The sequence below is a fragment of the Massilia atriviolacea genome (assembly GCF_003953935.1).
GTDB lineage: Bacteria > Pseudomonadota > Gammaproteobacteria > Burkholderiales > Burkholderiaceae_D > Telluria_A > Telluria_A atriviolacea.
The window spans coordinates 1-22,518 of the sequence record NZ_RXLQ01000032.1 but is presented as its reverse complement, the minus strand read 5'-3'; the positions used below and the strand labels follow the sequence as shown (position 1 = coordinate 22,518).

Annotated in this window: 19 protein-coding genes and 1 riboswitch; of the genes, 14 read left to right on the top strand and 5 right to left on the bottom strand. The window is 66.9% G+C overall.

Going from position 1 to position 22,518, the window contains the following annotated elements:
• The first annotated feature begins 105 nt into the window (after positions 1 to 105).
• The 14 genes from cobT (at position 106) to EJB06_RS30720 (ending at position 14,694) form a co-directional block, all read left to right on the top strand.
• A complete protein-coding gene (gene cobT / locus EJB06_RS30785) occupies positions 106 to 1,140 on the top strand; it encodes a nicotinate-nucleotide--dimethylbenzimidazole phosphoribosyltransferase (protein ID WP_126077846.1) in 1,035 nt (344 codons plus the stop codon).
• 9 nt (positions 1,141 to 1,149) lie between these two features.
• Positions 1,150 to 1,941: an adenosylcobinamide-GDP ribazoletransferase gene (locus EJB06_RS30780; RefSeq protein ID WP_126077845.1), complete on the top strand. Its 792-nt coding sequence runs from the start codon at positions 1,150 to 1,152 to the stop codon at positions 1,939 to 1,941.
• Between the two features lies 1 nt (position 1,942).
• Positions 1,943 to 2,488 (top strand): histidine phosphatase family protein, encoded by a 546-nt coding sequence (locus EJB06_RS30775; RefSeq protein WP_126077844.1) that lies wholly within the window; start codon positions 1,943 to 1,945, stop codon positions 2,486 to 2,488.
• Positions 2,483 to 2,707: riboswitch (cobalamin riboswitch) on the top strand. It overlaps the preceding gene by 6 nt.
• 82 nt (positions 2,708 to 2,789) lie before the next feature.
• Positions 2,790 to 4,655 carry a TonB-dependent receptor plug domain-containing protein gene (locus tag EJB06_RS30770; protein WP_126077843.1) on the top strand — a complete coding sequence of 622 codons (1,866 nt, stop codon included), beginning with the start codon at positions 2,790 to 2,792 and terminating at the stop codon, positions 4,653 to 4,655.
• Positions 4,656 to 4,662: 7 nt separating this feature from the next.
• Positions 4,663 to 5,688 (top strand): FecCD family ABC transporter permease, encoded by a 1,026-nt coding sequence (locus tag EJB06_RS30765; RefSeq protein WP_126077842.1) that lies wholly within the window; start codon positions 4,663 to 4,665, stop codon positions 5,686 to 5,688.
• Positions 5,685 to 6,461: an ABC transporter ATP-binding protein gene (locus tag EJB06_RS30760; protein ID WP_404932200.1), complete on the top strand. Its 777-nt coding sequence runs from the start codon at positions 5,685 to 5,687 to the stop codon at positions 6,459 to 6,461. Before EJB06_RS30765 ends, EJB06_RS30760 begins: the two co-directional genes overlap by 4 nt.
• The gene (gene cobO / locus EJB06_RS30755) at positions 6,458 to 7,078 is read left to right on the top strand and encodes a cob(I)yrinic acid a,c-diamide adenosyltransferase (RefSeq protein WP_126077841.1); all 621 of its coding nucleotides are present in this window, start codon (positions 6,458 to 6,460) and stop codon (positions 7,076 to 7,078) included. Before EJB06_RS30760 ends, cobO begins: the two co-directional genes overlap by 4 nt.
• Positions 7,078 to 8,382 (top strand): cobyrinic acid a,c-diamide synthase CobB, encoded by a 1,305-nt coding sequence (locus EJB06_RS30750; RefSeq protein ID WP_126077840.1) that lies wholly within the window; start codon positions 7,078 to 7,080, stop codon positions 8,380 to 8,382. Before cobO ends, EJB06_RS30750 begins: the two co-directional genes overlap by 1 nt.
• Positions 8,379 to 8,936, top strand: coding sequence for a bifunctional adenosylcobinamide kinase/adenosylcobinamide-phosphate guanylyltransferase (cobU, locus tag EJB06_RS30745; protein ID WP_126077839.1), 558 nt, complete (start codon positions 8,379 to 8,381; stop codon positions 8,934 to 8,936). The genes EJB06_RS30750 and cobU overlap by 4 nt, the downstream gene beginning before the upstream one ends.
• Positions 8,930 to 9,874 carry an adenosylcobinamide-phosphate synthase CbiB gene (gene cbiB, locus EJB06_RS30740; RefSeq protein ID WP_126077838.1) on the top strand — a complete coding sequence of 315 codons (945 nt, stop codon included), beginning with the start codon at positions 8,930 to 8,932 and terminating at the stop codon, positions 9,872 to 9,874. The genes cobU and cbiB overlap by 7 nt, the downstream gene beginning before the upstream one ends.
• Positions 9,867 to 10,856 carry a threonine-phosphate decarboxylase CobD gene (cobD, locus tag EJB06_RS30735; RefSeq protein WP_126077837.1) on the top strand — a complete coding sequence of 330 codons (990 nt, stop codon included), beginning with the start codon at positions 9,867 to 9,869 and terminating at the stop codon, positions 10,854 to 10,856. Before cbiB ends, cobD begins: the two co-directional genes overlap by 8 nt.
• Positions 10,856 to 11,734, top strand: coding sequence for a cobalamin-binding protein (locus tag EJB06_RS30730; RefSeq protein WP_164558088.1), 879 nt, complete (start codon positions 10,856 to 10,858; stop codon positions 11,732 to 11,734). Before cobD ends, EJB06_RS30730 begins: the two co-directional genes overlap by 1 nt.
• Positions 11,731 to 13,176, top strand: coding sequence for a cobyric acid synthase (locus tag EJB06_RS30725; protein ID WP_126077835.1), 1,446 nt, complete (start codon positions 11,731 to 11,733; stop codon positions 13,174 to 13,176). The genes EJB06_RS30730 and EJB06_RS30725 overlap by 4 nt, the downstream gene beginning before the upstream one ends.
• Before the next feature lie 105 nt (positions 13,177 to 13,281).
• Positions 13,282 to 14,694, top strand: a complete 1,413-nt coding sequence (locus EJB06_RS30720; protein ID WP_126077834.1) for a DUF2867 domain-containing protein — start codon at positions 13,282 to 13,284, stop codon at positions 14,692 to 14,694.
• Here EJB06_RS30720 and EJB06_RS30715 read toward each other — a convergent pair whose 3' ends face one another.
• The 5 genes from EJB06_RS30715 to EJB06_RS30695 all read right to left on the bottom strand — a co-directional run.
• Positions 14,695 to 15,894 (bottom strand): DUF3322 domain-containing protein, encoded by a 1,200-nt coding sequence (locus EJB06_RS30715; protein WP_126077833.1) that lies wholly within the window; start codon positions 15,892 to 15,894, stop codon positions 14,695 to 14,697.
• Between the two features lie 7 nt (positions 15,895 to 15,901).
• Positions 15,902 to 19,282 (bottom strand): ATP-binding protein, encoded by a 3,381-nt coding sequence (locus EJB06_RS30710; protein WP_126077832.1) that lies wholly within the window; start codon positions 19,280 to 19,282, stop codon positions 15,902 to 15,904.
• Positions 19,279 to 19,887: a DUF4194 domain-containing protein gene (locus EJB06_RS30705; protein ID WP_126077831.1), complete on the bottom strand. Its 609-nt coding sequence runs from the start codon at positions 19,885 to 19,887 to the stop codon at positions 19,279 to 19,281. The genes EJB06_RS30710 and EJB06_RS30705 overlap by 4 nt, the downstream gene beginning before the upstream one ends.
• Positions 19,884 to 21,320 (bottom strand): DUF3375 domain-containing protein, encoded by a 1,437-nt coding sequence (locus tag EJB06_RS30700; protein ID WP_126077830.1) that lies wholly within the window; start codon positions 21,318 to 21,320, stop codon positions 19,884 to 19,886. Before EJB06_RS30700 ends, EJB06_RS30705 begins: the two co-directional genes overlap by 4 nt.
• 59 nt (positions 21,321 to 21,379) lie before the next feature.
• Positions 21,380 to 22,518: phosphodiester glycosidase family protein (locus EJB06_RS30695; RefSeq protein ID WP_229427365.1), on the bottom strand; the 1,139-nt coding region annotated here is incomplete at its 5' end.

The window sequence follows — 22,518 nt, the reverse complement described above, 5'->3', positions numbered from 1 at the left end:
TTGTGCCGCACTTTGCCGCCCTACGCTGGTCTTGCAGAAACGCGAAAGCGAGGATGTGCTATCTTAGCGCGGAATTTTCTTGACACTTTCTTATCTCTCTTCACGATGCGCCTCCCAGACATACCTTCCACCCACGACCCACTGCTGGCCAGCGAGCTGACCCAGGCGATCGACAACAAGACCAAACCACTGGGCAGCCTGGGCGCGCTCGAAACCCTGGCGCGGCAGATCGGCCTGATCCAGCAAACCACCAGAGTCGCGCTGCACAAGCCGGCCATCCTGGTGTTCGCGGCCGATCACGGCGTGGTGGCCGAAGGCGTTTCCGCCTATCCGCAAAGCGTCACCTGGCAGATGGTCGAGAACTTCCTGTCCAAGGGCGCGGCCATCAATGTGTTCGCGCGCCAGAACGGCTGCGCGCTGCAGATCGTCGACGCCGGCGTGAACCACGACTTCGGCAGGCGCGCGGCCCTGATGGACTGCAAGGTCGGACGCGGCACCGCCAACTTCGCGCAGCAGCCGGCCATGACGTGGGCCGAATGCGCCGCCGCCCTGGCGCACGGCATGCGCATCGTCGGCAACCTGGAAGGCAATGTGATCGGCTTCGGCGAAATGGGGATCGGGAACACCACCGCCGCCGCCGCCCTGATGCACAAGCTGACCGGCGTGCCGGTGGCGGACTGCGTCGGCGCCGGCACCGGCCTGTCGCCCGAGGGCGTGCTGCACAAGCAAGCCGTGATCGAAGCGGCCGTCGCCCTGCACGGCGAGATGAGCGAGCCGCTCGACATCCTGGCCACCTTCGGCGGTTTCGAAATCGCCATGATCGTCGGCGCCATGCTCAAGGCGGCCGAGCGGCGCATGGTGCTGCTGATCGACGGCTTCATCGTCAGCAGCGCGCTGCTGGTGGCGGCGCGCATGCAGCCGGCCATCCTCGACTACTGCGTGTTCTCGCACTGCTCGGACGAAGCGGGCCACGCGCGCATGCTCGAGCACTTCCAGGCCAGGCCGCTCCTGAACCTCGGCCTGCGCCTGGGCGAAGGCACCGGTTGCGCACTGGCGCTGCCGCTGCTGCACGCGGCCGTCAACTTCCTCGGCGAGATGGCCACCTTCCAGTCGGCGCGCGTCAGCGGCCAGTCGGCGTAAAGACACGCCATGGCCAGCATCGTGCACCAGTGCCGGCTGTTCTTCATCGCGCTGCAGTTCTTCACGCGCGTGCCGATTCCGGGCTGGGTGGGATTCGATCCGTCCTGGCTGCACCATGCGTCGCGCTATTTTCCGCTGGTGGGCGTGGTGGTGGCCGGCGTGGCGGCGGCGGTGTATGCCTGCGCCGCCTGGCTGTTCCCCGCGCCGGTGGCGGTGCTCCTGTCCACGGCGGCAGGCATCTACCTGACCGGCGCCTTCCACGAAGACGGCCTGGCCGACATGTGCGACGGCTTCGGCGGCGGCATGACCACCGGGCGGGTACTCGAAATCATGAAGGACTCGCGCATCGGCACCTATGGCGCGGTCGGCATGGGGCTGACGGTGGCGCTCAAGTGCGCCGCGCTGTGGTCCCTGCCCGCACCGGGCGTGATCGCGGCGCTGTTCATCGCCCATCCCTTGTCGCGCCTGGCGGCGGTCAGCCTGATCTGGGAGATGGAATACGCGCGCGCCGACGGCAAGGCCAAGCCGATGGCCCAGCACATGAGCCACCGCGAATTCGGCATCGCCTGCGCCGGCGCCGGCCTGCCCGCGCTGGCCCTGGCAAGCGGCGCGATGGTGCCCTGGCTTGCGCTGCTCGCCAGCGCGATCGGCGCCGCGCTGGTGGCGTGGTGGCTGGGCGCCAAATGCCTGCGCCGCATCGGCGGCTATACGGGCGACTGCCTGGGCGCGGTGCAGCAGGTGGCCGAGGTGGTCATCTACCTCGCGCTGCTGGCGTTTTTCCATCACGGCGCCTGGCTCTGAGATGCGCCTGCATCTGGTGCGCCATCTGGCGCCGCAGGTGGCATCCGGCGTGTGCTACGGGCGCACCGACCTCGCCGTCGATCCCGTCCTGCAAGCGCTGGCCCTGCCCGCCCTGCGCGGGCGCCTGCCGGCCGGCGTCCCCATTTTTTCAAGCCCGCTGCGGCGCTGCGCCGCACTGGCGGCGGCGCTGGGCGGCGCAGCCGTTCAGTATGACGCGCGCCTGGCCGAACTCGATTTCGGCGCCTGGGAAATGCGCCGCTGGGACGACATCGAACGCGCCGGGGTGGACGCCTGGGCCGCCGACATGGCCGGCTACCGCCCCGGCGGCGGCGAAAGCGTGACCGACATGGCGCGCCGCGTGGCCGCGTTTTATGCCGACCGCATGCGCGCGGCTTCACCCGAGAGCATCGTCGTCTGCCACGCCGGCACCATCCGCCTGCTGCTGGCGCGCGCGCGCGGACTCGGTCCCGAGGCCATGGCGCTGGAGGCGGCGCAGCGTCCCCACGCCATTGCCTACGGCGAGACCGTCATCATCGACTGTGTATAATTGTGGGGTTTTGGTGCCCGCGCCCATGTCCATGAGCGCAGTTAAACTGGGAAACACGGAGCCTGTAACGACGGGCCAACGTGTGCTGCCCCCGCAACGGTAAGCAAATGTCGCTGACATGGCGACGAGCCGTCTCGATTGACCACTGTGCATTTGGCATGGGAAGGTGAGACGGCCGCATTTGCCAGCCCGGATACCGGCCAGGACAGGTGGAAACGCGCCGCTTTCGCGCGTTTCTTTTCAATCTGGCCAACGGGGACGTCGGCCGGTTGCTCGCAATCGCATTCACTGAAGACTTGTCATGACCTTTCCTGTTGTACGCCACGCGGCGCTGACGTCGCTCGCGCTAGCTTTTACCGCCCCTCACGCCCTCGCCGACAGCCCAGCCGACACCGCAGTTGCCGCCGTCATCATCACCGCCGCGCGCGCGCCGCAGCCGTCTTCCGACGTCCTGAGCGACCATGTCCTGATCAGCGCCAGCGATATCGCGCGCTCGGGCGCCAGCAATGTGGTCGACCTGCTGCAAAAGCAGCGCGGCATCGAGGTCACGCGTAACGGCGGGCCGGGCACCGCATCGCAAGTGTTCATTCGCGGCGGCGACGCCAAACAGACCGTGGTGCTGGTCGACGGCGTGCGCATCGGCTCCTCCACCAGCGGCATCGCCAACTGGGCCACCCTGCCGCTGGCGAACATCGACAAGGTGGAAATCGTCTACGGCCCGCTGGCCACCATGTACGGCGCCGACGCCATCGGCGGCGTGGTGCAGATCTTTACCCGGCGCGGCGCCGGTCCGGCCAGCGTGAGCGCAGGCGTGGAAGCGGGCAGCGACAAGGCGCGCGCCATGACCTTCGGCGTGTCCGGCGCCAGCGAAGGCGAGAACAGCATCAATTACGCCTTCGGCCTGTCGAAGGACAAGGACGACGGCTTTTCGGCCACCAAACCGGGCACCTCGTCGTACAACAAGGACAACGACGGCTACACGCGCGACAGCGCCAGCGGCCAGCTGGGCATCGTGCTGGCCAAGGGCCACGAAGCGGGCCTGCTGTACCTGCACAGCCACCTCAAGTCGCAGTACGATTCCGGGCCGACCCCGTTCGACGTGCGCAGCGTGCAGAACATGGACAATATCGCCGTGTACTCGAAGCACCAGTTCACGACCAACTGGAAAATGAGTCTGCAGGCATCCGAGGCGGACGACAAATCGGTCAACTTCACCAGCGCCACCGCCAGCAACCGCATCGACACGCGCGTGCACGCCTACAGCATGCAGCACGATATCGCGCTGGGCAGCGACCTGCTGCAACTGGTGCTGGAACGGCGCGTGGAAGGCGTCTTCGCCGACAGCACGCGCGCCCTGAACACCAGCCGCGCCACCAATTCGGCCGGCGCCGCCTACTCGCTCAAGCGCGGCAAGCACCTGGCCAGCGCCAGCGCGCGCCGCGACGACAGCACCCAGTACGGCGACAAGGTCACCGGCGGCGTCGGCTACGGCTACAAACTCACGCGCGCGCTGCGCGTGAACGCCAGCGCCGGCACCAGTTTCCGCGCCCCGACCTTCAACGAGCTGTATTACCCGGGCTACGGGGTCGATACCAACAAGCCCGAACAGGGCAAGAACGTGGAAGGCGGCGCGTACTACAACGACGGCACGACGGAGGCGAGCGCGGTGTACTACCGCAACCGCCTGACCGACCTGCTGGTCAACACCAGCAAATGCCCGGTCCAGCTGGCGTCGCACCCGAACGGCTGCGCCTACAACGTCAACCGCGCCACCCTGGAAGGCATCACGCTCGGCGCGCGCACTCGCCTGGGCGACGTCGACATGAGCGGCTCCATCGATTTCCAGGATCCGCGCGACGACACCACCGGCAAAAACCTGCAGCGGCGCGCCAAACGCCACGCCAAGTTCGCCGTCGAATACAACGCCGGCAACGTCATCGCCGGCGTGGGCGTGCAGTTGTCCGGCAAGCGCTTCGACGACCTGGCCAACCGCAACACCCTGCCCGGCTACGGCCTGGTGAACCTGTTCGCCTCTTATCGCTTTGCACCGGACTGGTCGGCTGTGCTACGGTTGAACAACGTCGCCGACAAACAATACGAACTGGCGCGCAATTACGCCACCGCGGGCCGCCAGGTATTTGCCGGCATCCGCTACGGCAGCAAATAGGAATCGCATGCATCCCTTCTTTCGCACCATGCGCCACAGGGCCGGCGTCATCATCACGACGCTGACGCTGCTGGCATTGGCTAGCCTGGTGATCGCCGGGATGGTCGGCTCGGTGCCGGTCCCGCTGGCGGACATGCCGGCCGCGCTGATGGCGCTTGCGAAAGGCGATACCTCGACCCTGCCCGCCACTCTGCTCGACCTGCGCCTGTCGCGCGCACTGGTCGCCTTTGTCACTGGCGGCGCGCTGGCGCTGGCCGGCGTGATGATGCAAGCCTTGCTGCGCAATCCCCTGGCCGAGCCGTATGTACTCGGCATCTCGGCCGGCGCCTCGGTCGGCGCACTGGCCGCGCTGCTGTTCATGTGGGCCATGTGGATGGTCGACCTGGCCGCCTTTGCCGGTGCGGTCGCCGTCTCGATGCTGTTATATATGCTGGCGCGGCGCGACCTGCGCGGCAACGCGGCGGCCGAAGGCGGCTCGTCCCTGCTGCTGCTGACCGGCGCGATTCTCTCCACTTCCTGCATCGCGCTGGTGACCCTGATGCTGTCGATCGCGCCCGAAAGCCGCTTGCGCAGCATGATCTTCTGGATGATCGGCGACATCGCCGGTGCGCCTTTGCGCCCGCTGCCGTGGATCGTGCTGGCCGTGGGCCTCATTTTCGCCCTGCGCAGCGCGCGTTCGCTCAACGTGCTGGCACTGCACGCGGAAGCCGCCGCCACCCTGGGCATTCGCGTCAGCGCCCTGCGCAAGGGTCTGTTTTTCTGCTCCGGCATGCTCACTGCCAGTGCGGTCACCAGCGCCGGCAGCATCGGCTTTGTCGGCCTGATCGTGCCGCACGCCTGCCGCTTCGCCTGCGGGCCGGATCACCGTTTGCTGATTCCCGCCGCCACCCTGGCCGGCGGCGCCTTCCTGGTGCTGGCCGACACGCTGGCGCGCACCGTGCTCGCGCCGCAGCAGTTGCCGGTCGGTGTGATTACCGCGCTGATCGGCGCGCCCGTCTTTTTGTACCAACTCCACCGGCTGAACCGCTCATGATGATCGAAGCGCGCCAACTGTTACTCACCGCCGGCAGCCGCACGCTGGTGACAAACCTCGACTGGCGGGTAGGCAGCGGCGAATCGTGGTGCGTCATCGGGCGCAACGGCGCCGGCAAGAGCACCCTGATGCGCACCCTGGCCGGCCTGCGCGAGCCCGATGGCGGCAGCATCGCCATCGGCGGGCGCGCGCTGGCCGACTGGCCGCTGGAAGAACTGGCGCGCCAGCGCGCCTTCCTGCCGCAATCGCGCAGCGACGCCTTTGCCTACCGCGCCATCGAAACCGTGCTGGCCGCGCGCCACCCTTATCACGCCAACCGCTATTGGGAAGGCAGCGACGACTACGCCATCGCCCACGCCGCGCTGGCATCGATGGAAGTGGCCGACCTGGCCGAGCGCGACGTGCGCACCCTGTCCGGCGGCGAGCGCCAGCGCGTGGCGATTGCCGCCATGCTGGCGCAGGACACGCCCCTTCTGCTGCTGGACGAACCGGCCAATGCGCTCGACCTCGCGCACCAGCACAGCGTGATGCGCCTGCTGGCAAAGCTGTGCCGCGAACAGGGCAAGACGGCCGTGATGATCGGCCACGACCTGAACCTGGCGCACCAGGCATCGACCCACGCGCTGCTGATGATGGGCGACGGCGAATGGCTGGCCGGCCCGGTCGACGAGGTGATGCAGGCCCCGGTCCTGAGCCGCTACCTGGGCCACCCGATTGAAGTCCTTCCGCACGGCGCCCGCCGTATTTTCATCCCAACCGAGGAACCCGCATGATCGACGACACCGCAAACAGCGAACTGAATGAACGCCACCGCGTGCGCATGGAACGCAAGAAGGCCATCATCGACCAGAAGATCGCCGAGGCGCAGACGGAAATCGGCATCATCATCGTCAATACCGGCAACGGCAAGGGAAAAAGTTCGAGCGGCTTCGGCATGGTGGTACGCGCCATGGGACACGGCATGAAGGTCGCCGTGGTCCAGTTCATCAAGGGCGCCATGTCGACAGGCGAAGAAAAATTCCTGCGCCGCTTTCCCGACGAAGTGAGCTTCCACGCCATGGGCGAAGGCTACACCTGGGACACCCAGAACCGCGAACGCGACATCGAAAAAGCCGAAGAAGCGTGGGCGCTGGCCAAGGGCTTCCTGTCCGACCCGTCGATCGGCCTGGTGCTGTTCGACGAACTCAATATCGCGCTCAAGTACAAATACCTGGACGTGCACGCCGTCATCGCCGACCTGCTCGACCGGCCCGACATGCAGCACGTGGTCATCACCGGGCGCGGCGCGCCGGACGAACTGATTGCGATTGCCGATACGGTGACCGAGATGGCCGTGGTCAAGCACGCCTTCAAGGCCGGCATTGCGGCGCAGGCCGGGACGGAATTCTGATGGCCGAGCGGCGCGATGTGCGCGTACTGCTGGTGGCCGCCGTCTCGTCCGGCCAGGGCAAGACCACGGTCACGGCCGCCCTGGCGCGCGCGCTGGTGCGGCGCGGCCAGCGCGTGCGCGTGTTCAAATGCGGTCCCGATTTCATCGATCCCATGCTGCTGGAACGCGCCAGCGGTGCGCCGGTCGGCTCGCTCGACCTGTGGATGGTCGGGCGCGAGCAGTGCCGCAGCCAGCTGGCCGCGGCCGCGCTGGACGCCGATGCGATCCTGATCGAAGGCGTCATGGGCCTGTACGACGGCACGCCGTCGTCGGCCGACCTGGCGCGCGAATTCGGCCTGCCGGTGATGGCGGTGATCGACGCGTCGGCCATGGCGCAAACGGCCGGCGCGCTGGTGCACGGCCTGCGCGACTACGGCCCGGTCGAGATGGCGGGCGTGATCGCCAACCGCGTCGCCAGCAAGGGCCACGGCGCGATGGTGGCGGCCTCGATGCGCGACATTCCCCTGGTCGCGGTGCTGCCGCGCCAGTCCAAGACCCTGCCCGAACGCCATCTGGGCCTGGTGCTGCCGGAGGAGGTGCAGGACGTGGACGGCCTGCTCGACCTGCTGGCCGACCAGCTGGAATTCGACGACGATGCGTGGGCGCGGCTGCGCAGCACCAGCATCGACCTGACTGCGCGCGTGGAAGCGCCAGCGCCGCTACTGGCGGGACGCACCATCGCCGTTGCGCGCGACGCCGCCTTTGCCTTCCTCTACCCGGCCAACCTGGACACGCTGCGCGCGCTGGGCGCCACCCTCGCCTTCTTTTCTCCGCTGGCCGACGAAGCGGTACCCGGCCAAGCCGACGCGGTGTACCTGCCCGGCGGCTATCCCGAGCTGCACGGCGAAACCCTGGCTGCGGCCGCGCGCTGGCGCGCCTCGATCCGCGCCGCGCATGCGGCAGGCATGCCGATCGTGGCCGAATGCGGCGGCATGATGGCGCTGGCCGATTCGCTGGCCGACCAGGCGGGCACCGTGTGGCCGATGGCCGGGCTGCTGGAAGGCTCGGTCGCGATGCAAGGGCGGATTGCGGGCCTCGGTTCGCAAGGCCTCGAAACGCCGCACGGCCTGCTGCGCGGGCATACTTTTCACTACTCGCGGCTGGAAACGGCGGTCGCACCGGGCGCGCACACGGTCAAGCATCCGAGCGGCGCCAGCGGCGAGGCGGTGTACCGCGTCGGCTCGCTGACGGCGTCGTACTTCCACGCCTACTTTCCATCCTGCCCCGCTGCGGTGGCGGCACTGTTCTCAAGGAGCGACGCATGACGACCACGCTGATACTCGGAGGGGCGCGTTCCGGCAAAAGTTCGTACGCCGAAAAGCTGGCGCTCGAATCGGGCAAGGAAGTCGTCTACATCGCGACCGCGCGCGCCGGCGACGGTGAAATGGCGCTACGCATCGAGACCCATCGCTCCAGCCGTCCCGGCACCTGGACCACCATCGAGGAACCGCTGCTGCTCGGCGACGCGATCCTGCGCTGCAGCGAGCCGGACACGCTGGTGCTGGTCGACTGCCTGACCCTGTGGCTGACCAACCTGATTTTTTCGGTCGACCAGGACTTCCCCGAGGTCGGCGCGATCGACCTGCCGGCGATCTTCTACGAACAGTGCGACGCGCTGCTGGCCGCCCTGCCGCAGGCGCCCGGCGACGTGATCATGGTGTCGAACGAAGTCGGCATGGGCATCGTGCCTTACGGCGCCGTGTCGCGCTGCTTTACCGACGAGGCGGGGCGGCTTAACCAGGCCGTCGCCAAGGTCTGCGACCGCGCCCTGTTCATCGTGGCCGGCATGCCGCTCACGCTCAAAGGCCAGGCATGCTGAGTGGCTTGACGCTGGCGCAGGTGGCGCTGCTGCTGGCCGGCGGCGTGCTGCTCGACCTGCTGCTGGGCGAAGCGCGGCGCTGGCATCCGCTGGTCGGCTTCGGCAAGCTGGCGATGCGCATCGAACGCACGCTCAATTGCGGCGGCGGGCGCCACGCTCGCTATTTGCGCGGCGTGCTGGCGTGGACGCTGGCGGTGCTGCCGCTGGCGGCGCTGGGCGCGCTGCTGTGCGCCGGCGCGGGGCTGGCCGCGCACGCCGCCCTGCTCTACTTCTGCCTCGGTTTTCGCAGCCTGCGCGACCATAACCTGCCGATCGCGCAGGCTTTGGCAAGCGGCGACCTGGCCCAGGCGCGCCTGCTGACGGCGCGCATCGTCAGCCGCGATACCGCCGGCGCCAGCGAGGCCGACCTGGCCAAGGCCAGCGCCGAATCGCTGCTCGAAAACGGCAACGATGCGGTGTTCGGCACCCTGTTCTGGTTCGTGGCGGCCGGCGGCGCGGGTGCGCTGCTGTTCCGGCTCGCCAATACCCTCGATGCGATGTGGGGCTACAAGAGCACCCGCTATCTGCAGTTCGGCTGGGCGGCGGCGCGCATCGACGACGTGTTGAACTACGTTCCGGCGCGCCTGACCGCGCTGTCCTACGTGCTGCTGGCCGATCACCGGCGCGCCGCGTGGGAATGCTGGCGCGCGCAGGCGCCGGGCTGGCCAAGCCCGAACGCCGGCCCGGTCATGGCCAGCGGCGCCGGCGCGCTGGGCCTGGCGCTGGGCGGCAGCGCGACCTACGACGGCGTGGCCGAACAGCGCCCGCCGCTGGGACGGGGCCGCGCCGCGCAGGCGGGCGACATTGCGCGCGCCTGGAAACTGGTGCGCGCCACCGCCGCGCTGTGGCTGGGCGTGGCCGCAACGGCGGCATTGATCGCAGGAGCACTCCATGCTTGAACACGGCGGCAACCTGCGCGCGGCGTCGATCCGCTTCGAGCGGCCGCTGGCCGACTGGCTGGACCTGTCGACGGGGCTGAACCCGGCCTGGTACCCGGCGCCGCAACTGGCCGACAATGCCTGGCACCGCCTGCCGGAGACCGATCCTGAACTGGTGCGCGCGGCCAGCGCTTTTTACGGTGCGCCGCGGATGCTGGCGGTGGCCGGCACGCAGGCCGCGATCCAGGCGCTGCCCCGGTTGCGGGCGCCGTCGCGCGTGGTGGTGGCCGCGCCCTCGTATGCCGAGCACGCGCATCACTGGGCGCGGCACGGTCACGGCATGCGCGAAGTGCGGTACGACGCACTCGACGCCGCGCTGCCCGAGTGCGATGTGCTGGTGCTGTGCAATCCGAACAATCCGACCGGCGCCACCGTGGCGCCGGCACGCTTGCTGGCCTGGGCCGAGGCGCTGGCGCGGCGCGGCGGCTGGCTGGTGGTGGACGAAGCCTTCGGCGACACCGCGCCGCATCTGAGCGTGGCCGCGCACAGCGATCGCCCCGGCCTGATCGTGCTGCGCTCGGTCGGCAAATTCTTCGGCCTGGCCGGTGTGCGCATGGGTTTCGTCGGCGCGCACGCCCCCCTGCTGTCCCAGCTCGCCGACCTGCTCGGGCCATGGACGGTCAGCGGTCCGGCGCAGCAAGTGTCGATGGCGGCCTTGAACGATCGCGCGTGGCAGGAGGCGATGCGTGTACGCCTTGCGGCGCAAGGCGCGCGCTTGCGTACGCTGCTCGCTGCGAATGGCATCGCGTCGAGCGGCACCGACCTGTTTCAGTGGTGGCCGGAAGCGCAGCCGGAGGCGTTCTGGCAGCACATGGCCGAACGCGGCATCTGGGTGCGACTGTTCCCCAAGGCGGCGCGCGGCATTCGCCTCGGCCTGCCGTTAAATGACGATGGATGGCGGCGCCTGGCGCTTGCACTGGAAGAATGGAACCGAGGATCATGATGAAAACCCTGTTTGCCGCTGTCGCCGGCATGTTCGTACTGAGCGCCAGCGCCGCCATCACCGTCCACGACGACGATGGCAAGCCCGTGACCTTGCAAAAGCCCGCACAGCGCGTGATTGCGCTGGCGCCGCACGTGACAGAAATGCTGTACGCAGCCGGCGGCGCCGAAAGGCTGATCGCGGCTGTCGCCTACAGCGACTATCCGGAAGCGGCCAAGCGCCTGCCGCAAGTGGGCAGTAACAGCGGCATCGACATGGAGCGCGTGGCGGCACTGAAACCGGACCTGATCGTGGTCTGGATGCATGGCAGCTCCGAGCGCCAGATCGACCAGATCCGCGCGCTCGGCATCCCCCTGTTCCACAGCGAACCGCGCAAGCTCGATGACATTGCCTCCAACCTGTCGCGCCTGGGGAAGCTGATGGGCACCGAAGCCGTGGCCGAACCCGCGGCGGCCGACCTGCGCAAGCGCCTCGGCGCGCTGCAGCTCAAGTATGCCAAACGTCCGCCGGTGCGCATGTTTTACCAGGTGTGGGACAAGCCGCTCTACACCCTCAACGACGGCCATATCCTGAGCGACGCCATGCGCATGTGCGGCGGCGAGAATGTGTTCGGCAAGCTGAAAGTCACCGCGCCCGTGGTGACGGTGGAAGCGGTGCTGCAGGAAGATCCGGAAGCGCTGTTCAGCGGCGAGCGCAGTCCGACCGACGTTGGCCTGACACTCTGGAAGCCCTACACCACCATGACGGCCGTCAAGCGCGGGAACCTGTTCAGCATCGACGGCAACCTGCTCAATCGCTCCGGCCCGCGCATGATCGCGGGCGCCGAAATCCTGTGCGACAAACTCGACGTCGTGCGCCAGCGCCGTGGCAAATCATGAGCCGCTTCCCGTTTCACACCCTGATGGTGCAGGGAACGACGTCCGACGCGGGCAAGAGCACCGTGGTGGCGGCCCTGTGCCGCCTGCTGAAAAACGAAGGCATCGCGGTAGCGCCGTTCAAGCCGCAGAACATGGCCCTGAACAGCGCGGTGACGGCCGACGGCGGCGAGATCGGGCGCGCCCAGGCGCTGCAGGCGATTGCCGCCGGCGTGGCGCCGCACACGGACATGAACCCGGTGCTGCTCAAACCGTCGAGTAACATCGGCGCCCAGGTGGTCATCCACGGCAAGGTGCGCGCCGAGATGAACGCGCGCGACTACCACCAGTATAAAACCGTGGCGATGGGCGCCGTGCTCGAATCCTACGCGCGCCTGCGCCAGCAGTACCAGGCGGTCGTGGTGGAAGGCGCGGGCAGTCCGGCCGAGATCAACCTGCGCGACCGCGACATCGCCAACATGGGCTTTGCCGAGGCGGTCGACTGCCCGGTGATCCTGGTGGCCGACATCGACCGTGGCGGCGTGTTCGCGCACATCGTCGGTACGCTCTCGTGCCTGTCGCAGAGCGAACGTGAGCGCACCATCGGCTTCGTGATCAACCGTTTTCGCGGCGATATCTCGCTGCTGGAGCCGGGTCTGGAATGGCTGGAACAGCAGACCGGCAAACCGGTGCTGGCGGTGCTGCCGTACCTGCAAGGGCTGTTCCTCGATGCGGAAGACGCGGTGCAGGCGGTGCAGGCCTCGCGCGGCGCCTTCAAGGTCGTGGTGCCGTCGCTGCCGCGCATGAGCAATCACACCGACTTCGACGCGCTGCGCGTGCATCCGGACGTGGACCTGCAGTTCGTGCGCCAGAACGAGGCCAAGCCGGCCTGCGACCTGCTGATTATCCCGGGGAGCAAAAACACGCGCGGCGACCTGGCGTATCTGGTTGAGCAGGGCTGGGGCCCGTACATCGACAGGCACCTGCGCTACGGCGGCAAGGTAATCGGCATCTGCGGCGGCTTCCAGATGCTGGGACGCGAGGTACTCGACCCGCACGGGGTGGAAGGCGACAGCGGCGCGAGCGCGGGTCTCGGCCTGCTCGACCTGCGCACCGAACTGAGCACCGAAAAGCGCCTGGCGCAGGTGAGCGGCCGCTGCGCCTTCGCCGAGGCCGACGTGGCGGGCTACGAAATCCACATGGGCGTCTCCAGCGGCGCGGCGCTCGACACGCCGGCGTTTCGCATCGACGGCCGGGCCGAGGGCGCACGCTCGGCCGACGACCAGATCCTGGGCAGCTACCTGCACGGCATGTTCGACCATCCGCAAGCCTGCGCGGCGCTGCTGCGCTGGGCGGGACTGGACAGCAGCAGCACGGTCGACACCAGCGCGCTGCGCGAGGCCAGCCTGGAGCGCATCGCGGAAGCCGCACGTCCCTTGTACGACGCGCTGTGCGCCTTGAAGTAACGCGTTTCCGCTTGTGGCAAGATGGGTATCGGCTTGCACTGAATCCGCTTGGCGTACTTACATCACGTGTAGAATTGGGGTAATAATATATTCTCTGGACGTGCCATGTTGTCAATGATTAAGGTTGTGCAAACCTTTCCGTCGGTGCGGATTCCGTCCAGCTCGGGCGGACTGCCGGTCGACGTGTCGCTGATCGCGCAGCTGGTGCACGGCTCGGGCAATCATTTGTTCGCCAGCGTCTCGGCGCGGCAACAGCAGCACCAGGATTTTGTCGACGAGCTCGACGAGCCATCTGCCAAGCTGGGCGGTACCGATTTCGACAAGGGCGATCCCACCTCGCTGTATTCCTTCGTTGTCGGTCCGAAAGGCCATCCTTTCCACCGGCACGCGGGGCACCGCATCTTCACCGCGATTTCGGGCAGCGGCGGCGCGCAGCTGCGCTTTTCCAGCGCGTCCACGGCGCAGATCGCGGAAGATCCGCAAAGTTTCCTGCGGGCGCTTCAATGCATCAATATTCCGCCCGATTGCATGTTCACGGTCCGCTTCGGCGGCGAGACCTGGCACCAGTTCGCCCCGCTCACGCGCAACAGTCCGCATCCCGTGTTTTTTGCCCTGTCCTGCCATACCAACGAGCTGGGCGGCGACTTGTCCGACGATCTGCGGCAACAGGTGCTGGCGAACGAAGCCAGCATTCCGTCGCTAACCTCGCTGCTGCCGCAGGAGGTGGCCGATTTGCTCGATGCGGCAATGGCCAAGGGGCAAATCGCCACGGTCGACCTGTCGCTGGAAGCGCCGCCGGGTACCTTGCAACGCGCGATGTGCTACACGGCACGCGGCAGCGTCGGCACGATTCTCGGCAAATGGGGCGCATGGCGCCGCGCGAAAGGCTTTGTGTCGCATCACGGCGATGGGGCCGAGGTGCGCGAGCTGGATGCCGCGCCGGCCGGGTCCTTGCTGCTGAAGCAATTCGAGGGCACGCCCTTTCATCACGAAGACACCTTCACCCTGACCATGCCCTTGTCGAACTTCCAGGAGAGTAATGCGACTGCCTTGCTGACCCGCCTGCTCGACGGCTTCATGGAGAATCCCCCGCGTGGCGTCACGCGCATGATGGCCGTGCGCAATGCGCTGGTGCGGCCGATGGGCTTGCGCACGTCGCCGCTCGGCTGTCCGGTGTCGTCGCTGCTCTCGCCGGACAAGAGCCGGCTGTTCGCAAACCGCTTTCCGGTGCTGGAGCAAAGCGCGGACGCGCACAACATGCGCGCGCAAGTGGTGCTGGGCGCGGACGACAAGCATCTGTCGTTCCGCTCCTGCGTGGCGGCGCGCATCGTGCAGGGCGGCCAGGTCGAATTCAGCCTGGGCTCGCGGGTGCGCTGCAAGAATGCCTTCGGTCGCTTTTACATGTGGGCGATCGACCGCACGCATCGCGCCTATGTAACGCCGACTATGCTGCGCATGGCGGTGGCGCATGCGCAGATCCATGCGCCGGCCGATGCACTGGGCGCGGCGGCCGCGTAGCTACGGGACGGCCAGCGCCTGCTGCACCCAGCCGTACGACAGGCGCTCCTGCTCCATCCGGATGCGCTCTCCGAACACATCGTCGCGCAGCGCTTCGAACAGCGCCAGCTCGTCGCGCGCCAGTCTTGAGGGCTGCCCGGCGAAGCGCTTGTCGGCGTCTTCCGTTCCCCACAGCGCGCGGTGCGCCATCAGGGTAGCGCTGTCCATCAGGATCGAGCGCGCATGCGGAACGCCGGCGCGCAGGCGGTCCAGGATCGCAAAGCCGTGGGTATCGATATCGCCCCAGTAGAACACCTCGCGCGTGGCCAGCCAGTCGACGCCGGACAGCCGCTCGACGCCGTAGCCGCCGCCAAAAATCACCATCGCCTCAGGCATCTGCGGAAAGGCCAGGCCGTTGATCTCGTTTTCCGTGATGAAGACGCGCCGCACCTGCGTTTGCAGGGCGGTGAACTGGCCCAGCGGCACGGCCAGGTCCGACAAGCCTTGGACCGCGTGCGCCGGATCGAGTATACGGAAACGCAGCAGCGCAGGTTTGCTCAATAAGCCGTAGCGCGCTTCGAACTGGCGCGCGCCCGTTGCATTCGTATCGATGGCGCCGGCCGGCAGCACCAGGTCGAGCAATTCGGCCAGCATGGCTTTGCGCGTTTCGATGAATTTGCTGTCGACACCGGCAATGTCGAGCTGGCGCAGGTACAGGCCGGGGCGCGGGTGGCTGGCGAACCATTCCAGGATCGCCAGCATGCGCGCCCATGCCTCGCCCTGCTCCAGTACCGCGAGCGCGCGCCGCGCCAGCCAGTCGTGCAGTTGTGGAAAAAGCCCGATGGTGGCGGCGACAATCCGATCGAAGCGGCAGGCCTCGGCCTGGCGCCCGATCAGGCACAGGGCGTCCTGGTCGCTGTCGAATACCACGCTGTCGGGAATCCGGTTGCGCCCGAGCTGGCGGTGATTGACCTCGCGCCAGACGATCCGGTAGCCGTGGCCTTGCGCCGTCTTGCTGCCGGCGTCGAGGTCCCTGATCCATGCGCGCACTTCGTCGAAACGTTCGCCGGTTTGCGCCACGGTGGGCTGGCGCAGGCGCAGTTCGAGCGGGAACACGGCCTCGCCGCGTACCCGCGCGGCCAGCAGGCGCCCGTCGTCCCACATCCGCTGGAGCTGGGCGCGGAGCGTGGCCCCGGTGGACCATGGCGCGGTCGGGCTCATACGGCGCTCATGCGGCACGCGCGCTGCGCTCTGCCTGATACTGTTCGATCGTCAGGTAGCGCAGCATCGACTGCCGGCCTTCTTCGCTGTGCACGAAGCCCAGGCCGGACACGTACGGTTCGATGATATGGATCTTTTGCAGCGGCGTGACGATCAGCAGTTGCAGGTTCATGCGCTTGAACAGTTCCAGCCCGTAGCGCGCGGATTCGTCGGAGCCGCGCCCGAAGGCTTCGTCGATGACCACGAAGCGGAAGGAGCGCGAGCGCACGACGCCCCACTCCAGTCCGAACTGGTAAGCCAGGCTGGCGGCCAGCACGGTGTAGGCCAGCTTCTCTTTCTGGCCGCCCGATTTGCCGCCGGCGTCGGTGTAGTGTTCGTGTTCGCGGCCATCTTCGCGCCAGCGCTCCGAGGCCGAAAACACGAACCAGTTACGCACATCGGTGACCTTGCGCGTCCAGCGCCTGTCCATTTCCGCCTTGCCTTCGCGTCCGCGAAAACGTTCGATGATGCGTTTGACCTGCAAGAACTTCGCTTCCGAATATTCCTCGTCCGCCGATCCGGTCAGCGCCCCTTCGGTGCAGCTGCGCAGGTCTTGCTGGAAGTCGCGCAGGTCGGCATCGAGATTGCTCTCCGCTTCGAGCGCAATGTAGCGGTTCGGGTTGTAGTCGATCTGGTGCAGGGAGCCGTTGATGGTGTCGATGCGCTCGCGGATGGTCTCGCGCTCGCGCTTGAGCTGCGACTGGAAGCCGGCGATCTCACGGATGGTGTTTTCGTTGAGGAGTTCCTTGAAACGTCCGGCAAAGCGCGGCAGGTCGTCGGCCTGGAGGACCGCCAGCATCTTGCGAAATTCCGCGGCGGCGTCGATGCTCACGTCGACCTCGCGCGCGTCCAGCGGCCACGCTGTTGTGTAGCTTTCCATGGCGCGGATGTTGGCGTCGCGCAGGCGGTCGATCTTCTTTTGTTCAGCATCGATCCGGTTCTGTAGTTCCTGCCTCATTTCTTTCTCGCGGTTGTCGCACGATTCGACGGTGAGCGTATGCTCACCGAACACCTCGGTGCGCAGCGCGTCGAGCAGCGGAAAATACCGGTCGCGCGATTGTTCCGGAGTCGCGTCCAGCAAAACGGCGCAGTCGTCGAGGGCGGCGCCGGCCACCTCCAGCTTTTCGACTGTCCTGGCGTGCTCGATGGTGGCGCTGCTGACCTGCGCTTGCGTCGCCGTCATGGCGTCGGTCAGCTCGACGAATTGCTGCTCCAGGGTGCGCAGCAGGTCGGACGACGCGGCCAGGGCCTCCCTTTCGCGTTCGAGTGCATCGATGGCGGAAAGGAGCGGCTTCCAATCGAGATCGCTGAAATCGGCGTAGGTCGCCAGTTGATTCCAGGTACCCAGCAAGGCGTTCTGGCGATCGACCTCGCCTTTGACCGACTGGATTTTCGCCGCATGCGCCTGGATGCGCGTGGACAGGTCGCGTTCCTGTTTGGCCAGCGCGGCGATCTTGCCTTCGTTCGACCATCCGAGCACATAGCGCGAGCGGTCGTCAATGCGGTGGCGGTCGTCCTTTTCATGGCGCTCGCCGCCGGCCTTGACCTGGCCATTACGGCTGACGGCGCGCTTTTCGCGGCGGAACTGGTCGAGCGTATCGCAGCAGGCGTGGTCGTAGCGGCGCGCCAGCTCGGCGTCGATCCAGCCGTAAAAGGGCGAATCGGGCTTGATCGCCAGCTTGCGCGCCAGCGCGTCCGGGTGCAGGCCGTGATGGTCGGCGCTGACGTTGGTGCGCACGCGGAAGTAGACCAGCCGGTTGCCCAGGTTGGTGGCGTCGACCCACGCGGCCACCGCGCCGTAGTGCGCTTCCGGCACCAGCAGCGACAGGCCGAAGCTGTGCAGCATGCGCTCGGCCGCGCCTTCCCATGCGCGTTCTTCCTCGCGCACCTGGATCAACTCGCCGATGAAGGGCAAGGTATCCGGTGCGATGCGCAGCGCATCGCACAGGGCGGCGCGCACGGCCAGCATCTGGCTGGTAATGTTGGAGCGGCGCTGGCGCAGCGAATCGAGTTCGGTGGTGATGGCCCCGTGCCTGTCGCGCAGTTCGTGCAGGCTTACGCCGGCAACCATCAGCTGGTTCTGCGCGTCGTCGCGGCGCGCGACGCAGCCGGCCTTGCCGTCGTCGATGGCGCGCCGGTTGGCGTCGAACATGCTCGCTTCGGACGCCCCGGGCAGGTCCACGGCGGCGGCCAGCTCATCGTACTGGCGCGAGCGGCGCGTGCGTTCGTCGCGCGCGCCTTGCAGGCGTTTGATTTCGCCCTTGATTTGCTCGATGCGATTGCCGCCGTTGGCTGCGATGGCTTGGGCGATGTCGTCGCGCCGCAGCATCTGGTTGCGCCCTTCTTCCTGCAGGCGGTCGAGGCGCCCGCCCAGTTTGTCGCGTTCCGACTGCAGAATGCCGATGCGCTTTTCCAGCAGTTCGCCCTTGAGACGGGCGAACCACGGACGCAGCGCCTCGCGGCAGCCGCGTAGCTGAAGAAGCTGTTCCTGCAACGCTTCGTAGCGGTCGCAATCGCCGACCAGGGGCGTGAGCTGGTCGATCTGCAGCTTGGCCTTCAGGACCGCTTCGTGCGCTCGATTAAGATCGTCGAAGTGGGCGATCAGGGCGCCGATGCGCGCTTCGACCGGAAATGCTTCGAGCATGTGATCGCGTACGAAATCGGTCAGGTTGCCGACCGATTTCATCGACACGGTCTGGTGGAACAGGTCCATCGCCTGTTCGCTGGCGATGCCGAAGCGGCGCCGGAAATCGGCGCCATAGGGCGGAAAGCTATCGTGCAGGGTCACGCCGGCCAGCGCGCGCAGGCGCTTGCGCAATTGCGCGATATCGCTGCCGAAACCGGCGAATTGCGCGGCTATCGACAGAGCGCCGTCGGCGACGACGTAAAAGCGCTCGGGCTGGCCGTGCGGGTTCTTGAACCAGAAGACCTGCGCCAGCGTGACGGTCTGGTCGAAGCCTTCGTTGTGGAACACGCCGAGAACCACCGAGTAGGTGTTGTGATCGCGCAGGGAGACGGCGCGCGCGGCCAGGCCGGTCTCGCCGCGCTCGGACTTATAGTGGCCCATGACGTAGGTGCGCAGGCTGCGCTCGCGCGCGTCAGCGCCGGCCGCCTTGTTGTAGGCGATCTTCTGGGCCGGCACCAGTAGCGTGGTGATGGCGTCGACCAGGGTCGATTTGCCGGAACCGATGTCGCCGGTCAGCAGCATGTTGTCGCCATCCGGTTGCAGGCGCCAGACGCGTTCGTGAAAGGTGCCCCAGTTGAAGACCTCGAAGTGCCGCAGACGGAAGCCTGCGCGTTCGAGCGCCGGGTCGCCTGCGGGGATATCGGCCACGCATGCCTGGGTCATGCCTCCTCCTCGCCGCTGGCGGCGTGGGCGGCGTAGCCAGCCAGGCGTTGTTCGAAGTCAGCCAGCCACTGGGCGTCCACGAACGCCTTGAGGATACGGCGCACTTCGAACTGGTTTTCCTGGCCCCGCAGCCGGTGCAGGAAGCCCAGTTCCACGACCTTGTTCAAGTGCGCATCCATGCGGTCGAGCAGGCGCGCTTCGTTGCCGGTCTGGGGCAGGAACAGACGCACCTGTTCGGCGATCTGGTCGCGGTCGATGACGAGACGGGTGTCGCCGCCGGTGGCGTCGAATTCGGCCAGTTTCTTGCGCAGCAGGGCCAGGATCAGGCTGACCGGATAACTGAGCTGGCGCCGCTGGATCAGGCGTGGCAGTTCGGCTTCGCCCTCCACGGCGGGGCGCTGGCGCAGGTAGGCGTAGCCTTCGGCGTCGTCGAGAATCAGTTCGAGGCCGATGGTGGCGGCGTAGTCGCGCACGCGCGCCTGTAATTCAATCAGCGCCTGCCACAGGGCGCCATGGGCGTCGCGGTACAGCACTGCCTGGAACAGCGCCACCAGCAGCTGGCCGAGGCGATTCTGGTCGTTGGGGGTGGTCGGTTCAGGGTTCATGCCGCGTAAATGATAAGAGGGAGCGTTGCCTGGCGCCGGCGGCCGCTGTCGTCGAGCCAGTCGACGATCTCGGACTGGCTGTCGTCGATGGCGGCGCGCATGTCTTGCGTGGCCAGCTTGAGGTAGGTGGCCAGTTCGGCCAGGCCCTGCTCGATCGGATACTCGCGCGCCAGGGTGCCGAGCGAGACCTGCCGGCGCGTCTGGAGCGCGCGCCGGATGTTCGCCATGAGGCGCAACTGGTCCACGTAAATTTGTTCGAACAGCGCGTCGGATGCGATCTCGACGCCGTCATCGCTGACGATCTGCTGCGTGATCTTCGGCTTGAACGGCGGATTGTACAGGGTGCGGTCCATCGACAAGGCCAGCGCGGGCGCTGCTTCGTCGATCTCCATGAAGACGCGCTCGTCGACCTGGCCGCGCAGGGCCAGGGCTTTCTGTTCGATGTCGCGGATCAGTTGCATGATGCGGCGGTTTTCCAGCCATGCCTGGTCGTCCAGATAGCGACGCAGTTGCTCGGACAGGCGCGCAACAGTGCGCTGGGTGACTTCGCCGGCTTCAAGCCAGTCGTAGTGGATACGCTGCAGGCGGCCGTCGGGCTGCAGTTCGCGCACCGGTCCGAGTTTGAGCACCGCGTCGAGCAGGCCCGTGAGCTCGTCCTGGCGCGACGGGGACATCAACAGGTCCCAGAACGCGCGAAAGCTGCGGCCTTCGTCGGTGTCGGCGATCAGGTCGCGCTGGCCGAAGATCGCTTGCAGCAGTTCCCCCTTGCTGCCATCCCAGGTGGCGATGTGTTCGCGAACCTGACGGTCGAGCGTGCGGAAGTTGGTATCGACGGCGCGGAAATCGGACAGCAGGTCGCGCGCGGTGGCGGCCATTTGCAGAAAGCGTTCGCGCACCTGGGTCGGGTCCATCAGGGCGAATTTTCCGGCGCTGATGCCGGCGATTTCGACGTCGATATCGGCCTTGCGGCGCTTTAGTTCGGCAATGCGCGCGCGCGGATCGAGCTCGCTGCCGTCGACGATCTGGTGCAGCAGGTCGAACACCGTCATCAGGCGCGATTCGGTGCCGATGAAGTTGCGCTGGCCGAGGTTCCTGAGCCATTCGAGCGCCTGTTCGGTGGCCGAGGCCAGATCGTAGTGGGCTTCGTCGTCGCCCGGCGGATAGTATTTACGCAGCCAGCCCCGTTCGTCCGACGCCCAGTCGTCCAGATAGGCAGTCGCGGCTTTGGGAAACAGGATCTCGCCGGCGCTCTGGTGCAGATGGTACAAATGGTCGTCCAGCTGCGAGGCCAGTTGCTGGCGGCCGACTGTGCGCTGGTTCGGTGCGATGAAACTTGCGTGCAGAAAGCTCGCAATCATCGCAGCGTTGTCGGCGGCGAGCAGGCGCCATGCGGGATGCGTTCGCCGCTGCGTGATGAGTTGCTGGTAGTCCATCGCTATGGGATTGGTTCGGCGTGACCGACACTCTACCACCAAAGATTGCGTCGCTGGCGCTAGTCGCTCCCCGGTTCCACCGTCAGGACAATTGCCATTCCCCAGCTTGCCTCACTCATCGGCCATTTGAGCAAGCGGACCTGTTCTCCTTCCATCTGCGACTGCCACATGGCGTAGTGCTTGCGATTGTAACCCGGCAGGCGCACGCTCTGGCACGCCACGGGTCCGCCGTCGAGATTGAGCGCGACCTTCAGGTCGAGAGGCGACTCCTTCAGGAATTGCGCCAGGCGCGCCAGCGAGAAAAAGGCCTCCCTGGTCGTGCCGATGACGATGCGTCCTTGTTGGTCCTGCGCGATAAAGCTACGGTTGGCCAGCCAGCGGCTGTCGGTTTTCACGTGGGTCTGTCCATCGTCCCCGATCAGCAGCGGGTAGGAGACCATGGCGTTGCTGGCTCCGGCGAGCGCCTGCTGCCAGTTGCCATCGCGCAGATCGGTGACGCCGGCGCCATTCTGGCCGGCGACGAAGGCGCCGGCGCGGGCGTTGTAGTTGCTCGGCCCCATCACCGTTCCCTCGCTGACAAAGGGGGTGTCCGGCAAGCCTTTCAGGTTGAAGAAACTGCCGTTGACGATCAGGCGCGCTTGCGGCACCGCGCGCTCCCATTCGTCGATGCCCTTGTCACCGGCCGGAGCATTACGCACCACGAAGCGATACTGCGCGGGATCGATACGCGTGAGCAGGATGCTGTCGACTTCATGATCGTCCACCATGACCGGCAACTCCGCCACCTCGAATCCTGTTTCGGGCTCCTTCCAGCTCATCGGCCCGGACCTCGCCTTTGGCGCCGGCACAGTGAGCGCGGCGCGCATCGCGGGCGACAGGCGCGGATCGTCGGGCGTCACGTCGACCCAGTAGCTGCCGCCACGTCGCCATAGCACGTTGAAGCCATACGCCCCGTTGCGCTCCCAGATGTAGCAGCACACACCCGCAGCCGCGAGTAGCAGCAATGCCAGGAAAGCCATGAGGCGGCGATGTTTCAGGATCGTATTCTTGTTCACTTTTGCCCTTGTTCCAGAAATCGGCAGCATTGCCAGTGGAACCAGCATAGTCCGGCCGTGTGCAGTGCGAATGAAGGCGGTGTGAAGTGGAATAAATGAAGAAAATATGGACGAAAAAAAACCCCGGTTTGCACCAAGCGCGA